Raw genomic sequence first — 14,913 nt, forward strand, 5'->3', positions numbered from 1 at the left:
ACTCCAATGCTAATCTGCTTTGATTAATTCTACAGTGATATTGTCGATCCCACCATGCAGATTTGCCGTTTGTATCAACATATCGGCTGCGGTTTCAAGCTCCCGGCCGCAAACGATGTTCTTTATCTCATAGTCTTCGAGCATATTCGTAAGTCCGTCACTGCAAATGATGATTATATCATCCTTTTCAAGGTCGTATTCTAAAAAGTCCGGTTTCAGCACCCTTTCAGTTCCCAGGGCTCTTGTGATAATATTTTTCATCGGATGAGTCCTGGTTTCATCCATGGTAAGTCTTCCCTCTTCCATGAGTTGCCACACCAGCGAATGGTCTCTTGTCAATTGGATTATGTTGTTGTCCCTGATTAAATATGCCCTGCTGTCACCCACATGACCAATGAATATTTTTTTACGAAAAAAGAGAACCAATGTAAGCGTAGTGCCCATACCCGTCCATTCTTCGTGTTCCATTGCGGACATCAATATTTTTTTATTTGCCTCTATTATTGAATCATTGATCAGGCTCCTTATCGTATCTTCATTCAAGTCCTTTGAAAAATGGGCATTAATATAATCAGACACCTCTTTTACCGCCATCCGGCTTGCTACTTCCCCCCCGCGGTGACCCCCCATGCCATCGGCCACCATAAAAAGTTCACAGCAACCTCCGCTTGCTGGAGGGACATAGAAAGCGTCCTCATTGTTGGATCTTACCCTTCCAACACTTGTTCTTGCAGCAAATATCATTGTTTCACCTCGTCTAACATTATACTTCTTCTAAGCTGACCACAGGCGGCTTCAATATCGGCACCCATCTTCCTTCTTACCGTTGTTGAAATCCCATAGTCGGCAAGTATTTTTTCAAATGCTGCGACCCGCCTGGGCTCGCTTTTTTGGAATCCTTTTTCTTTTATGGGATTCAGCGGTATTAGGTTTACATGGCATAACATTCCTTTTAAAAGCCTGGAAAGCTTTTGGGCACATTCTATGGTGTCATTTACTCCCGATATCAGGGCATACTCAAAAGTAACACGTCGTTTTGTCTTTATTATATAATATTTGCACGCATCTAACAATTGTAAAATCGGGTAATTTCTATTTACGGGCATGATCATGTTCCTGAGGTTGTCATCCGGAGCATGGAGGGAAACCGCCAGCGTCACAGGAATTCCCTCATCGGCAAGACGGATTATCTCCGGCACTATGCCGCATGTGGATATTGTGATTCTTCTGAAACTGATATTAAATGCCTGAGGGGAATTCAGCAAATATAAAAATCTCATTAATTCATCATAATTCAAAAGAGGTTCTCCGCTTCCCATTACTACTACTCTGGACACTTTTTTCCCCGTGTCTTTTTGAATTGTCAGAACTTCATCGGCCATTTCTCCACCGGTGAGGTTTCTGACCATTCCTCCTATGGTGGAAGCGCAAAAGGCGCAGCCCATCCGGCACCCCACCTGGCTTGAAACGCACGCGCTCAAGCCGAATGTATATTCCATTTTTACACCTTCCACCATGTTTCCATCTTCCAGCAAAAAAACATATTTGACGGTATTATCTAAAGAAGACTCAAACTTTTTGTGTATTTTTATCTGTCCAATGCGTGATTTATCATTCAGCTTGTGAATGAGTTCTTTTGGCAAATCTGTCATGGATTCAAATTGAGTCGCTCCCTTGTAAATCCATTTAAATATCTGTTTTGCCCTGTATCCCGGTTCCCCCAGTTCGACCATAAATTCTTCCAATTCCTGCACCGTCATTCCTTTGAGATTTTTCTTCTCCATTTACTTGCCCACCCTCTTTAATCTGGCGACAAAGAAACCGTCCACATTATGGATATGGGGATAAAGCTGTATCCAGCCGTAAGGGGCCTTTAAATCCCCGGTAAGTTTGCCGGGAATATACGGCCTTATATCATCATATACAAAATCGCTATTGTTTTCAAGAAACTTTTCCACAACCCGCTGGTTCTCCTCAGGTTCAATACTGCACGTGCTGTAAACCAGAATCCCGCCTTTTTTGACATATTGTGAGCAAACCTGCAATATTTTCTGCTGCTCAAAGTTCAATGACGTAATATCTTCCGGTTTTTTTGACCATTTTATATCAGGCTTCCGGCGTATTACGCCAAGACCGGAGCACGGAGCATCCACCAGTACTTTGTCAAACTTCCCGAGTTTTTCTCCGTCAGGTATCCTGGAATCCCATACCTCTGCATCAACAATGTTAACCCCAAGGCGGCTGCAAGTTTCTTCAATAAGCTTGACACGATGCGGATGAATATCCCATGCAGTTATTTTACCTATATTTTCCATAATCTGGGCGATATGCGTAGTTTTACCCCCCGGCGCGGCCGCCACATCCAAAACTCTGTCTCCTCTGGTTGCTCCAAGAGCTCTGGAGGCTATCATAGAACTTTCGTCCTGAGGTTGAAAAAGCCCATCTCTAAAACTTTTCAATTGCTTGAGTTGAGGAAAACCCTCAATATAAAAGGCTTCTTCAAGCCATAAACCGGACTTTACTCCAACCCCCTCGTTTTCGAGTATTGATTCCAGTTCTTCTTTATTTGTCTTTAATGTATTCATCCGAATACATAGCCGGGACTTTCGGTTAAAAGCATCGCACAAATCTTTTGTGAAATCGAAGCCGAACAATTTCATCCATCTTTCCACCATCCACCGGGGGAAAGAATAATATACAGAAAGGTAATCCAGAGGTTGACATGCCGGATCCGGATAAACTATGTTTTCCTTTCTTCTGTCTATATTTCTAAGGACAGCATTTACAAACCGAACCGCTCCGGGATTTTCCAGTTTCTTCACAATGTCCACTGACTCGTTGACTGCTGCAAAAATCGGAACCTTATCCATTAATATCATCTGGTAAATACCGATCCTCAAAGCATTCAGCACAACTTCAGACATCTTTGAAAAATCCTTTTTTGAAAATTGAGATATTATATAATCCAGCAACAATCTGTATTTTAGCACGCCGTATACCAGTTCAGTGATGAAAGCTCTATCTTTAACAGAAATATCCGACGTCAGATATTTATTTAAGGCAATATTGCTATAAGAACCTCGTTCAGTTTCTATAAGTATTTTAAGGGCCACTTCTCTGGCATTCTTCAAATCAGTCAAGACTCCTTTCCTCTCTCCGGCAAGCTTTTTTGTTTAAGAAAAAATCCACGGCTTCGGAAACCATGTTAATATCAACGCAGGTGTTTTTGCATGGACCCTCAGGTCTTTTATTTAAAACACCGATAACGGGCAGAGGGTTTGTATCAAGTATTCCCTCGGTCAAATCCCTTTCGCACGCGATAGCTACAATGGCCTTAGGTTTATATTGAACCACCATTTTGCGGGCAAGAGTTCCGCCCGTAACCACCGCAAGATTTACACCTTTTTGTCTACTGAGCTTCCACAGCCTGTCAATATCGCAACGTCCGCAGTGACGGCAGTTTGATACATCCGCTGTCACCTTGTAAGGACAATCCCATTTTTGAAGGCAGTGAGGTGCCAGAATCAATATCTCGGAAGGTTCAGTATCGATAACCCTGCTCTGTATCAGTTTGTTGTTGACCTCAATATATGAGCTTTTTATTATATCTTTGGGTATATGAAGCATTTTACCAAGAGACAGCGCCACTGGAAACAATATGTTTATTGACGTATTCATTAAATTCTGAAGCCCGAAGAAAGTCTTTACATGCCAGAGGGTCATGACCACGACTGCAAGTCCAAGGCTTACAATAAAAATAAATACGCCTAAAATTGCGACTATCGACAGCAAAATATACCTGTACCAATGCCCAAATTTATTAAAATATATAAATATGCCGGCCACAAGCATTAAAACAATAAGGGCTATACTCGCAGTAAGCAGCCCTATAAAAATCCGTTTTTTAACTTTTACATTTCCTTCTTCCGGTTTAGACATCTGCAAACCTATCTCCCTCGCTCATAGCGTGTCCTGCCATGTATTCCATGGCACTCATTCTTTTTTTTCCAGATTCCTGCAGCTCTTTTACAAGCACGCAACCATCCGAGCAACCTATTAGTATTCCCTTGCCCCGAACCATACCATAAAACCTGCCCGGATGAACCTTTCCCTCTTTTGAAAACGCCTCGGCTTTCCATATCTTGATTTCCTGGCCGTTTTTTAATGTAAATGCTCCAGGCCATGGATAGAGTCCTCTGATGAGATTGCATATATCCATGGCCTTTTTATTCCAGTCTATTTTGCCGTGATCCTTTTTGAGCATAGGGGCATAGGTAGCTTTTGTATGATCTTGAGGTACATGTATAATGGTCCCCGATTTAATCATATCTATGGATTTTTGCAAGACTTTGCCGCCGAGAAGCGACAATTCTTTTGACAGGTCTTCCGAAGTCCATTCCTTTTTAATCTCCAGCTGCTCTTGAAGAAAAATATCTCCGGTGTCGAGCCCCTCATTCATCCACATGGTGGTAATACCGGTCACCTGCTCACCATTTATAATGGCCCACTGTATCGGAGCTGCACCCCGGTATTTTGGCAACAATGAGGCATGCACATTTATACAGCCTATAGATGGAATCTCAAGAATTTTTCTCGGAAGTATCTGACCAAAAGCCGCCACCACTATCAAGTCCGGTTTGTATGACAGGAGAGTGTTTATAAACTGCTCGTCTCTCACTTTTTCCGGCTGATATACCCGAAGTCCGTTTTCTAGAGCAAACTTTTTAACCGGCGGGAAAGTTACAACTCTCTTTCTCCCTACAGGTCTGTCAGGCTGCGTGACGACCGCCGGTATATTGACCTTGTCAAGAAGGACTTTAAGCGAGGGTATTGAAAATTCCGGCGTACCCATAAAAATCACATTCATTATCATCCCTCGCTATCAGATTTCACAAATTTTATTACCTTATCCACAAACAGTATGCCGTTAAGGTGGTCTATCTCATGGCACAAAGCCCTTGCCAGCAAATCTTCACCTTCAATTTCGAATACCTTCCCGTTTCTATCCATAGCTTTCACCCTAACTTTTTGAGGCCGTGCGACTTCGCCATTAATTCCCGGTATGCTCAAACAGCCTTCAACTTCTATAACCTCGCCCTCTTCGAAAACTATCTCGGGATTAATAAGTTCTATCAGCCCTTCACCCACATCGATAACCGCCACTTTTCGCAGTATGCCGATCTGAGGTGCCGCCAGCCCAAGCCCTCTGGCATCTTTCATGGTTTCAGCCATATCGTCGAGAAGCGTTTTCAGGTTGTCATTGAAAATCGTCACATCCTTGGCTTTCTTTCTTAAAATCTCATCTCCATATTTACGGATGTTTCGTATTGCCATTAAATCTTTCTCCCCTTCTATAGTAAATCCTGTGGGTCCATATCCCATGCAATTTTGATCTCCCTTTGTTTTTTCATAGATTTTAATAAATTTTCCACTCTAATTAATGTTTCCACTTTATTACTTTTTAAAAGCATATGATATCGGTAATTGTCTTTTATCCTGGTTCTTGGCGCCGGTGAGGGGCCATAAATTTCCACACCGTGCACACCGGCTTCCGGCAGCATTTTTTTAACTTCTATTGCATATTTTTCCAACATATCCTTTTTTGAACCAGTCAATATTATATTCAGCAGATGACAGAAAGGCGGATAATTGGATTTATATCTGTGGTTCAATTCTTCACGATAAAAACTGGTTATACTCTTTTCACATGCGGCTTTTATGGCAAAAGATTCAGGACAGTATGTTTGAACGATAACCTTCCCCGGAAAATCAGCCCTTCCTGCTCTGCCCGCCACTTGAGTTATGAGCTGAAAAGTTCTTTCCGATGCCCTGAAGTCCGGCATGTTGAGAGCCGTATCGGCAGTAATCACGCCCACAAGAGACACTTTGGGAAAATCCAAACCTCTTGCTACGGTTTGAGTCCCTATTAAAATCTGGGCATTTCCCTTGCCAAAGTTTGACAATATACGTTCCAAAGACCCTTTCTTTGAAATAGTATCGGCGTCTATGCGCAAGGCTTTCACACCGGGAAAAAGCCTGTACACCTCCTGTTCCACCTTTTCCGTTCCTGCGCCGAAATACCGTATATTGCCGCTTCCACAGGCAGGACATATATCCGGAGCTTTTACGCCATATCCGCAATAATGGCATTTCACGCTTTTGTCATCAAAATGGTATGTGAGCGATATGTCACAGTGGGGGCATTTTAATGCAAACCCACAATCGCGGCATATTACAAAAGTAGAGTGACCTCGGCGGTTTAAAAAAAGTATGGTTTGCCGGCCTGCGGCTAAAGTTTGCTCCATACTTTCCGTAAGCTTGCGGCTAAAAATATGGCGGTTTCCGTCTCTCAGTTCCTTCCTCATATCCACCACTTCCAGTTCGGGAAGAGGCAGGCCGGATGCCCTCTTCGTCATTTTCACAAGCAAATATTCACCGGTAAATGCCTTGTAGTAGGATTCGACCGAAGGGGTGGCGCTGCCAAAAATAAGGGCCGCATTCTGAATACGGGCCCTCAAGACGGCTGCTGTCCTGGCGTCATAATAAGGATGTTCGGCCTGTTTATATGACGGTTCATGTTCTTCATCCACTATTATAAGACCAAGGTTTTTTAAAGGGGCAAATATGGCGGAGCGGGCTCCTATGACTATGTCCACCTGATCGTTGTATATTTTGTGCCATTCGTCAAATCTTTCGCCGACAGATAATCTGCTGTGAATTACGGCAACCCTTCCCGGAAATCTTTTCTGAAAGATGCTGAGCATCTGAGGTGTAAGAGAAATTTCAGGGACCAGCATGATGGCTTTTTTTCCGCTGTCAATAACCTTTTCAATGGTTTTTATATATATCTCCGTTTTACCGCTGCCGGTCACGCCATATAAAAGTATTGATTTCCTTTGATTTTCCAAATTTATAAAAATTTTTCTTAAGGCCGTCTTCTGTTGCTCAGTTAGATGCACCGGGGTTATACACGTGTGAGCCTCGATTATTTCTGGTTTTCGTTCCACGATTCTGTAACTTTTATTTATTAAATTTTTTTTTAAAAGCGACGCCAGGGCGGATTGTACCGAAGAGGCTGACAACCCTGTTTTTTGGGATATTTCCCGCGCCGAAACTCCCCCTGTATTCATTATCAGGTCAAGAACTTTTTTTTGATTCACAGCCCTTTCAGGCAAGCTTTGACAGTCAACCGCCGCAGTGTACAGGGTTTCCTGTTTTTGGTTTGCCTCAGGCGGAAGCATCAATTTTAAAAAATCTATTAATGCTGAACCGTAATATTCGGCCAGCTTTCTGCAAAAAACTATAAAGTCAGGAGACAGAGTAATAGACTCCTTATTTAAAATTGATTTCATTTTTACGTTTCCGGGCATTTCACCGCCATCGGACAGCCCGGTAACTATACCGCTTACTTTGGAGTTGTTGAAAGGAACCTTCACCATATCCCCGGTATTTACCGTTAAACCCTGGGGTATCAAATAACTGTATTCTTTCCTAGCATCTGGATGTCTGACATCGACTGCCACCCGGGCAAAAACTTTCAAAACTTCTCCCCCTTTCAAAAACAGGATTCTCTCAGCCGTTTTCAGTCAAAAACGGCAGAACCCTGTCAAGGATGGCATCAGCCACATCCTCCTTTAACATCCGGGGCAAAGCCTCCCTCCTCCCATCTTTATATATAATCTTAACTATATTTGTATCCGAACCAAAACCTGCTCCCTCTTGAGTAACATCATTCAACACAATAAAGTCCAGGTTTTTTCTTTTTAGTTTATCCAAGGCGTTTTTTTCCGGTTCGTCTGTCTCGGCGGCAAACCCCACCAGTACCTGGTTTTGTTTTTTTTCCCCTAATTCCTGGAGTATATCAGGATTTTTTACCAGCTCAACAATCATCTCATCGTCTTTCTTCTTAATTTTTCCCGGATTAAACTTTTTCGGCCTGTAATCGGCTACCGCTGCTGCTTTTATCACAACATCAGCCTGACTGAAATTTTCCAGGACGGCTTTTTCCATTTGGATGGCAGTTTCAACAGGTACGAACTTATAAAGGCCGGCAGGAGGGGCTATATTAGTCGGTCCTGAAACAAGTATGACCCTGGCTCCTCTAATTGTGGCCCTACGTGCCAGAGCATATCCCATTTTACCGGATGAATGGTTCGATATGTATCTGACGGGATCCAGCGGTTCCCTCGTAGGGCCTGCTGTGATAAGGAAAGTCCTGCCTTTTAAATCCGGTGTCTTTCCCATCAATCCGTCTACAATATTTACAATGTCAGCCGGTTCCGGAAATCTTCCCCGTCCTACGTATCCGCATGCAAGAGGCCCTTCGGCGGGCTCCACAATTTCAATGCCCGATTCCTTCAAATACTTAATGTTCTTTTGAGTGATGGGATTTTCATACATGTGGACATTCATGGCAGGCACCACCGCTACTTTCGCCCTGGTTGCCAGGATTATGGCGGTCAGCATATCGTCTGCAAGTCCTGTGGCGATTTTAGCAATAATATTGGCGGTGGCAGGCGCCACCAGAACCATATCAGCACTGTCGGCCAGCGCCACGTGTTCCACTTCCCAGCGGTAAGGTTCACGGAACATGTCGGTAATCACAGGATTTTGTGAGAGGACCTGAAATGTCAATGGTTTAACAAATTCACACGCAGATTTTGTCATTATTACCTGTACCCGTGCTCCCCGCTTCTTCAACAATCTGACCAGTTCTGCAGATTTATAGGCGGCTATGCTTCCCGTGACCCCTAAAACCACAAATTTATCCTTTAACATGAAAACACCTCATTACTTGATACCGGCTCTGGGTCTTTCAATTTTTATCTTTTCCGCATCCAGTTCAAATAAAGCTATAGAAACAGGTTTAGTAGTTTTTACGTCCACAAGTTTTTGAGCCCCTTCCACAAGTTGGCGGGCTCTTTTTGCCGCCGCTACGGCAATTGTATATCTGCTGTCATATTTGCTGCTGAGTGAATCTATAGACGGATACATCATATAAATTTATCCCTCCCATTGACAAACTCAATCAAGCTTTTGTTTCTTGACACCCTACACCTTTCAGCGGAAACTATGGATTGTATTTTTGAGAGCGCATTTTCCAGGTTATCGTTGAGTACGACATAATCATACATAAAAATCGCCTTTAACTCTTCCCTGGCATAACTGATACGAAGATTAAAGGAATCTATAGTTTCGCTGCCCCTTTTTATTATACGATTTTTTAATTCTTCAAGGTCCGGAGGAAGAATAAAAATAAAGACAGCGCTGGGGTAATTTTTCTTAACCTGGGCTGCACCCTGAATATCTATTTCAAGAATTACATCTCTGCCGTCTTCCAGGTGTTTTTCTACAAACTCTCGGGGTGTGCCGTAATAATTGTTGTAAACTCTGGCCCATTCAAGAAACTCATTATTTTTTATCTTTTTTTGAAAGTCTTCAACACTGGTGAAAAAGTAATTTTCTCCCTCTTTTTCCCCCTCCCGGGGGAGCCTTGTCGTAACAGATACCGACAGCGCAAGGTTTTTATCCCTCTTGAGCAATAAACCGCACAATGTTCCTTTCCCCGCACCGGATGGCCCGGAGATGACTATGAGCATACCCTGATGTTTCATGAGATACCCTTCCTATTCCTCTATTAGTTCCTCTTCACCGTCATCGTCCCTTTCAATTTCCCCGCGATCTGCCTCATCAAGCCTGTGCGCTACAGTTTCAGGCTGCACTGCCGACAGGATGACATGATCGCTGTCGGTAATGATTACGGCACGGGTCCTTCTGCCATACGTGGCGTCGATAAGCATCCCCCTGTCTCTGGCTTCCTGTATTATGCGTTTTATGGGGGCCGATTCCGGGCTTACGATGGCGATTATGCGGTTTGCCGAAACAATGTTCCCAAATCCTATATTTACAAGCTTTATTTCCACGCGATTCCCTCCTGATATTTACTCTATATTCTGTATCTGTTCTCTTATTTTTTCCAATTCGCTCTTTATCTCGATTACTTCCCTGGATATTTCATAGTCTGACGACTTGGAAGCTACCGTGTTGACTTCACGGTACATCTCCTGGACAATAAAATCCGCTTTTTTACCTATTGATTCTTCCGCCTGTCCAAGTTGCCTCATCTGGGAAATATGACTTTTTAATCTTATGAGTTCCTCGGTTATATTGGACCTCTCTGCGAAAAGCACCACCTCGGCTTCAATCTTATCGCACTCCAGTGTCATATCTTTTAAAATCCGTTCCACATTCTGAAATAATCTTCTTCGGTATTCTTCCACCACCACATCGGCCCTTTCACCGATGAAATCCACCCTGTCGTTTATTGTATCGAGCCGTTTTACGATATCATTCCACAGGTTTTCTCCTTCTCTCTCTCTCATGCTGATTAAATCTTTTACTGCCGAATCCAGAGCCGGTTCCAGCATTTCCCATAACTCCTGTTCTTGCGGCATTTCCTCTTTAATTGTAAAAAGATCCGGCATCATCGAAAGAAGCGAAAGCGTAACAGGTCCTTCGAATCCCGTTTCCTGTTTTATTTCCATCAATTTATTATAATAGTTCTTGACGGCGGATTTGTCAATTTTTATATCTATGGGAAGGTTCTCACAGGATAAATTTATGAATATATCAACTCTGCCTCTTGATATTTTCCCTTTAACAAAACTTTTAATTTTCTCTTCCAGCAGAAGCCATGTTCTCGGCAACTTTACAAAAATTTCTAAAAACCTGTGGTTTACAGACCTTATCTCAACAACCCAGGAAAATTTTCCTGTTTTCTCACTGCGACCGTAACCGGTCATGCTTCTTATCATGATAAAACCCTTTCCTTTATAACGACTGTGGCAGAAAACTTGCCCGCTTGCGGGAGACGCCCGCCGCACAAAGTTTCATCAAATCTACCTTATTTAATAACTTCGAAGCTTGCCGTTAAGATAAATAAAAGATTTGATATTTTAACTAAAAAGCTTTATTCCAGACAATCCGTTCAGGTAAACTTCATATTTCAAAACCACCCTCGCATTTTCTTCCAAAATCGTTAAAATTATTATACCACCTAATTGAGTTTTAAACAACTGATTTATCTTTTTGTAGTTGCTTCTAACTCACAGCTGTTTTATGATATACTAACATATAGAAGGATTTGCAAGTCGCAAATTCCAACTTAAATTATAATTTAGCGGGAGGATTTGAAATGCCCTTTGATGGAATAGCCATGTACGCTGCCGTTTCCGACCTGAAGCGTGTGGCATCCGGCAGCAGAATAACAAAAATATACCAACCCTCGAAGCATGAGGTCCTGTTCTGTTTGCGCGGGCAAAAGGATGAATCAAAGATAATAATTTCGATAGATCCGTTAAATTGCAGAATACACCTTACAAAAAACACTGTTGAAAATCCTGCGGCCCCCCCGATGTTTTGCATGCTTTTAAGAAAATATCTCACAGGCGGCCGAATAAAGAAAATATCGCAGTTCAGCCTTGAGCGCTTCCTGGAAATAACAGTAGAAAACAGCAATGAATTCATGCAACCTGTGGAAATAAGGCTATACATTGAAATAATGGGTAAACATAGTAATATAATCCTTGTGGATTCTGACGGTAACATTATAGATTGCTTAAAAAGGATATCTTCCGATGTTAACAGGTTCCGCCAGGTTTTACCCGGTGAAAAATATGTACTGCCTCCCCTGGGTAATAAAATCAATATACTTATTAATGACCATAATAATATTATGTCAACTATTGAATCGTCGATAAAAAATGATCCGTCTCAAACCGTCAGCAAATTGATCGTGGAAAATCTTTCCGGGGTAAATGGAACCACTGCCCGAGAAATATTGTACAGAGCGGGTATAACCGACAGCAAAATCATATGCAATATCACGCAGAATGAATGGGCCGCTTTGATAAAAGTCATATCGGAGCTCGCCCGCGACATCAACTCGTCTAGTTTTAAACCGACGATATATTTAGACGACAGCACCGGTATCCCCGTGGATTTCTGGGTTTTTCCCATGTTTCACAAAAGGCAGAAATCTACTCAAATGCAAGAGACAAGTAATGCTATAGATTATTATTATGCTCAAAAAACCAAGGCTGAAAATTTGGAAAAAATTAAAGAAAGAGCTCAGGCGGAAATTTCCAAACACCTGAATAAGGCTAATCAAAATTTGCTTCGTTTAAAAGAAACTCTGGAAAAAAGAGAAGACATGGAAAAATACAGGCTCTGGGGGGAAATCCTGTCCGCCAATATATACCGTATTGAACCGGGAACCTGTGAGGTTAAGCTTCCCAATTTTTACCATCCCGAAGAAGAAATTGTCATTCCACTGAATAAAAAATACACCCCTGCACACAATGCTCAAATCTATTTTAACAAGTATAAAAAGCTGCATTCGGCAAGAGTTGTATCTGAGACCAGAATGCAGGAAACTTTAAATGAGATAAATTATCTTGAAAATGTTCTTACGAGTATAAAAAACAGCGAAACTCTGGATGACATTATTGATATCTATAAAGAACTGGAAAACCAGGGGTATATAAAAAACCCTTTAAAAGCCGAAGAAAGCAGACCTGGTTCCAAACCTTTAAAATTTAAATCTTCTGAGGGATATATTATTTATGTCGGTAAAAACAACCGCCAGAATGATGTATTAACAATGAAGAAAGCAAAACCAGATGATATCTGGCTGCACACCAAAGATATCCCGGGCTCTCATGTGGTGATAGACTGCAATGGGGAGAGCGTCTCTGAAAAAACCCTGATGGAAGCGGGCATGCTGGCGGCATATTACAGCAAAGCCCGCAGCGGCAGCAATGTGCCGGTAGACTACACCAAAAAAAAATTTGTGAGAAAACCCTCAGGCGCAAAACCCGGTTTTGTCATTTATGACCATCATAAAACCCTTTATGTTACTCCTGAAAAAGAAATTGTCGACAGGTTAAAAATTACTTCTTAAAAATAACCACACAGTTTTCACCGTCTACCTCTTCCAGCTTTACCTTAACAACTTCATCTCTGGATGTGGGTACATTTTTTCCAACATAGTCGGGCCTGATGGGCAGTTCGCGGTGCCCTCTATCAATCAGCACCGCAAGCTGTATCATTCTGGCCCTCCCTATATCCGCAAGAGCATCCAGGGCTGCTCTGACCGTTCTACCTGTATATATAACATCGTCTACCAGTACAATTTTTTTATCCGAGATATTAAAAGGTATCTCGGTTTTGTGTACAACAGGCTGGGATGAAAGGCTTGACAGGTCATCTCTGTACAGTGTTATATCCAGAATTCCGACAGGAATCAAGATCCCCTCTATGCCTGAAATATAAGAAGCCATCCTCCTGGCAAGCGGCACTCCCCTCCTCCTTATGCCTACCAGAGCGACGTCCTGCACTCCCTTGTTTTTTTCGACAATCTCATGGCTTATTCTAATCAGAGCCCTATTTATGGCGGTTTCATCCATAATGCGTGCTTTTTCCTCCACTCATATCACTCCCTTGACCTTAAAATTTTCAAGATTGAGGCAAAATCCGAAGGCTCTGGCGCAGTAAACTCCATAAATTCCCCGGTCCTGGGATGAATCAAACCAAGTTTATATGAATGAAGCGCCTGACCTTTTATGGCAAACGGATTTTTCCGTTTGGAATACACCGGATCGCCCACCACGGGATGACCTATGTATTTCATATGAACCCTTATTTGATGTGTTCTCCCGGTTTCAATTCTTATTTCCAGCAAAGTAAACTCAGAAAACCTTTCGAGCACATTAAAATGGGTTATCGCTTCCCTGGCATTTCTGGTCATAACCGTCATTTCTTTACGTTTGATCGGGTGACGACCAATGGGGGCATTGATGGTAGCTCTGTCCTCTTGAATCGTCCCCCAGACCAGAGCCCGGTAAACCTTTTTCATCAGTTTATTTTTAAGCTGCGCTGTAAGGGCTGCATGAGCCATATCGTTTTTAGCAACGACCATGACTCCGGAAGTGTCTTTGTCTAGTCGGTGAACTATACCCGGCCGCATAACGCCACCGATGCCCGAAAGACCTCCAACATGATAAAGCAGAGAATTTACAAGGGTTCCTGAATAATTGCCCGGCGCAGGGTGGACCACAAGACCCCGGGGTTTATCAATGACAATAATATCCTCATCATCATATATAATATTCAAAGGTATATCTTCAGGCTCAAGAGACGGCTTTTCCGGAGAAGGAATTGATACGGTTATACTGTCCAGAGGCTTTACCTTGTAATTGGGTTTTACATTTTTGCCATTTATCCTTACCCATCCTTCTTCTATGCCTTTTTTTAAATAGCTTCGGGAATACTTACTTATTTTTTCAGCGAGGAAAACATCAATCCTCTTTTTTTCGTCGGCAGCATCTACAGAAAAGCAAAACTCCTCTGTCAAATTTTTTACCTCCCCCCTTTTCCAAATTGCCCGGATAATCCCGGATCAAAAGTTATCAGATATGCAAGAATAATAACTCCCACCACAATGGCAGAGTCTGCAATGTTGAAAACCGGCCATATCCTGAAATCAAAAAAATCCACCACATACCCGAACCGAAAACGGTCTATCAAGTTTCCCGCAGCTCCGCCCAGCACCAGAGCCATTACCATTCTCAAAATCTTTTTTTCGGAGGGGACTTTTCTCAAAAAAATTATAATGGCAAAAATTATTGCCAGTGAAACAATGGTAAAAAAATGTGTTTTCCCTCTCAGGATGCTGAATGCGGCTCCGGTGTTCTGTACGTATGTTATATGAAAAATGCCTTTGATGACCGGAAAGGACTCATAGGGGCTCATGTTCGTCCGAACAATATATTTTGATATTTGGTCTGCTGCAAGGACCAGAAACCCGTATAATATTACATCCAATATACACACCCTCTTTTGTCGGTATTTCAT

16 protein-coding genes are annotated in these 14,913 nt (G+C 42.4%); 1 reads left to right on the forward strand and 15 read right to left on the reverse strand.

Annotated elements, in window-relative coordinates; genetic code table 11:
* Positions 1 to 9: 9 nt before the first annotated feature.
* Genes AC6I1H_RS00870 through AC6I1H_RS00925 form a run of 12 tightly spaced genes read right to left on the reverse strand, consistent with a single transcriptional unit; the run spans position 10 to position 10,814 of the window.
* Complete coding sequence (locus AC6I1H_RS00870; protein WP_497739181.1) at positions 10 to 744, reverse strand: Stp1/IreP family PP2C-type Ser/Thr phosphatase; 735 nt, start codon at positions 742 to 744, stop codon at positions 10 to 12.
* A complete protein-coding gene (gene rlmN, locus AC6I1H_RS00875; protein WP_497739182.1) occupies positions 741 to 1,784 on the reverse strand; it encodes a dual-specificity RNA methyltransferase RlmN in 1,044 nt (347 codons plus the stop codon). Before rlmN ends, AC6I1H_RS00870 begins: the two co-directional genes overlap by 4 nt.
* Entirely contained in the window at positions 1,785 to 3,140 is a 1,356-nt protein-coding gene (rsmB, locus tag AC6I1H_RS00880) for a 16S rRNA (cytosine(967)-C(5))-methyltransferase RsmB (protein WP_497739183.1), read from the reverse strand.
* A complete protein-coding gene (locus AC6I1H_RS00885) occupies positions 3,133 to 3,939 on the reverse strand; it encodes a DUF116 domain-containing protein (RefSeq protein WP_497739184.1) in 807 nt (268 codons plus the stop codon). Before AC6I1H_RS00885 ends, rsmB begins: the two co-directional genes overlap by 8 nt.
* The gene (gene fmt / locus AC6I1H_RS00890; protein ID WP_497739185.1) at positions 3,932 to 4,867 is read right to left on the reverse strand and encodes a methionyl-tRNA formyltransferase; all 936 of its coding nucleotides are present in this window, start codon (positions 4,865 to 4,867) and stop codon (positions 3,932 to 3,934) included. The genes AC6I1H_RS00885 and fmt overlap by 8 nt, the downstream gene beginning before the upstream one ends.
* 2 nt (positions 4,868 to 4,869) lie before the next feature.
* A complete protein-coding gene (gene def / locus AC6I1H_RS00895; protein ID WP_497740878.1) occupies positions 4,870 to 5,334 on the reverse strand; it encodes a peptide deformylase in 465 nt (154 codons plus the stop codon).
* Positions 5,335 to 5,351: 17 nt separating this feature from the next.
* Complete coding sequence (gene priA / locus AC6I1H_RS00900; RefSeq protein WP_497739186.1) at positions 5,352 to 7,541, reverse strand: replication restart helicase PriA; 2,190 nt, start codon at positions 7,539 to 7,541, stop codon at positions 5,352 to 5,354.
* A gap of 31 nt (positions 7,542 to 7,572) precedes the next feature.
* On the reverse strand, positions 7,573 to 8,778 hold the full coding sequence (gene coaBC / locus AC6I1H_RS00905) for a bifunctional phosphopantothenoylcysteine decarboxylase/phosphopantothenate--cysteine ligase CoaBC (RefSeq protein ID WP_497739187.1): 1,206 nt from the start codon (positions 8,776 to 8,778) through the stop codon (positions 7,573 to 7,575).
* 12 nt (positions 8,779 to 8,790) lie between these two features.
* A complete protein-coding gene (gene rpoZ, locus AC6I1H_RS00910; RefSeq protein ID WP_497739188.1) occupies positions 8,791 to 8,997 on the reverse strand; it encodes a DNA-directed RNA polymerase subunit omega in 207 nt (68 codons plus the stop codon).
* On the reverse strand, positions 8,994 to 9,614 hold the full coding sequence (gene gmk, locus AC6I1H_RS00915; protein ID WP_497739189.1) for a guanylate kinase: 621 nt from the start codon (positions 9,612 to 9,614) through the stop codon (positions 8,994 to 8,996). The genes rpoZ and gmk overlap by 4 nt, the downstream gene beginning before the upstream one ends.
* A 12-nt stretch (positions 9,615 to 9,626) precedes the next feature.
* On the reverse strand, positions 9,627 to 9,923 hold the full coding sequence (gene remA / locus AC6I1H_RS00920) for an extracellular matrix/biofilm regulator RemA (RefSeq protein ID WP_497739190.1): 297 nt from the start codon (positions 9,921 to 9,923) through the stop codon (positions 9,627 to 9,629).
* An 18-nt stretch (positions 9,924 to 9,941) separates the two neighbouring features.
* Positions 9,942 to 10,814 (reverse strand): YicC/YloC family endoribonuclease, encoded by an 873-nt coding sequence (locus AC6I1H_RS00925; RefSeq protein WP_497739191.1) that lies wholly within the window; start codon positions 10,812 to 10,814, stop codon positions 9,942 to 9,944.
* A 380-nt stretch (positions 10,815 to 11,194) separates the two neighbouring features.
* On the opposite strand from AC6I1H_RS00925, the gene AC6I1H_RS00930 reads away from it, so the two are divergent.
* Positions 11,195 to 12,961 (forward strand): Rqc2 family fibronectin-binding protein, encoded by a 1,767-nt coding sequence (locus tag AC6I1H_RS00930; RefSeq protein WP_497739192.1) that lies wholly within the window; start codon positions 11,195 to 11,197, stop codon positions 12,959 to 12,961.
* Here the strand turns inward: AC6I1H_RS00930 and pyrR are convergent.
* The 3 genes from pyrR to lspA are packed head-to-tail and all read right to left on the reverse strand — an operon-like array spanning position 12,951 to position 14,883.
* Positions 12,951 to 13,487 (reverse strand): bifunctional pyr operon transcriptional regulator/uracil phosphoribosyltransferase PyrR, encoded by a 537-nt coding sequence (pyrR, locus tag AC6I1H_RS00935; protein ID WP_497739193.1) that lies wholly within the window; start codon positions 13,485 to 13,487, stop codon positions 12,951 to 12,953. The genes AC6I1H_RS00930 and pyrR overlap by 11 nt on opposite strands.
* A gap of 5 nt (positions 13,488 to 13,492) precedes the next feature.
* Positions 13,493 to 14,413 (reverse strand): RluA family pseudouridine synthase, encoded by a 921-nt coding sequence (locus tag AC6I1H_RS00940; RefSeq protein ID WP_497739194.1) that lies wholly within the window; start codon positions 14,411 to 14,413, stop codon positions 13,493 to 13,495.
* 5 nt (positions 14,414 to 14,418) lie between these two features.
* Positions 14,419 to 14,883, reverse strand: a complete 465-nt coding sequence (lspA, locus tag AC6I1H_RS00945; RefSeq protein WP_497739195.1) for a signal peptidase II — start codon at positions 14,881 to 14,883, stop codon at positions 14,419 to 14,421.
* Positions 14,884 to 14,913 lie beyond the last annotated feature (30 nt).

The sequence above is a fragment of the Biomaibacter sp. TOL genome (assembly GCF_059717795.1).

What these genes read in the sequence shown, in the direction of transcription:
- AC6I1H_RS00870 (WP_497739181.1), bottom strand. Translation starts at nt 744, where the DNA reads ATGATATTTGCTGCAAGAACAAGTGTTGGAAGGGTAAGATCCAACAAT.
- rlmN (WP_497739182.1), bottom strand. Translation starts at nt 1,784, where the DNA reads ATGGAGAAGAAAAATCTCAAAGGAATGACGGTGCAGGAATTGGAAGAA.
- AC6I1H_RS00885 (WP_497739184.1), bottom strand. Translation starts at nt 3,939, where the DNA reads ATGTCTAAACCGGAAGAAGGAAATGTAAAAGTTAAAAAACGGATTTTT.
- fmt (WP_497739185.1), bottom strand. Translation starts at nt 4,867, where the DNA reads ATGAATGTGATTTTTATGGGTACGCCGGAATTTTCAATACCCTCGCTT.
- def (WP_497740878.1), bottom strand. Translation starts at nt 5,334, where the DNA reads ATGGCAATACGAAACATCCGTAAATATGGAGATGAGATTTTAAGAAAG.
- coaBC (WP_497739187.1), bottom strand. Translation starts at nt 8,778, where the DNA reads ATGTTAAAGGATAAATTTGTGGTTTTAGGGGTCACGGGAAGCATAGCC.
- rpoZ (WP_497739188.1), bottom strand. Translation starts at nt 8,997, where the DNA reads ATGATGTATCCGTCTATAGATTCACTCAGCAGCAAATATGACAGCAGA.
- gmk (WP_497739189.1), bottom strand. Translation starts at nt 9,614, where the DNA reads ATGAAACATCAGGGTATGCTCATAGTCATCTCCGGGCCATCCGGTGCG.
- AC6I1H_RS00925 (WP_497739191.1), bottom strand. Translation starts at nt 10,814, where the DNA reads ATGATAAGAAGCATGACCGGTTACGGTCGCAGTGAGAAAACAGGAAAA.
- AC6I1H_RS00930 (WP_497739192.1), top strand. Translation starts at nt 11,195, where the DNA reads ATGCCCTTTGATGGAATAGCCATGTACGCTGCCGTTTCCGACCTGAAG.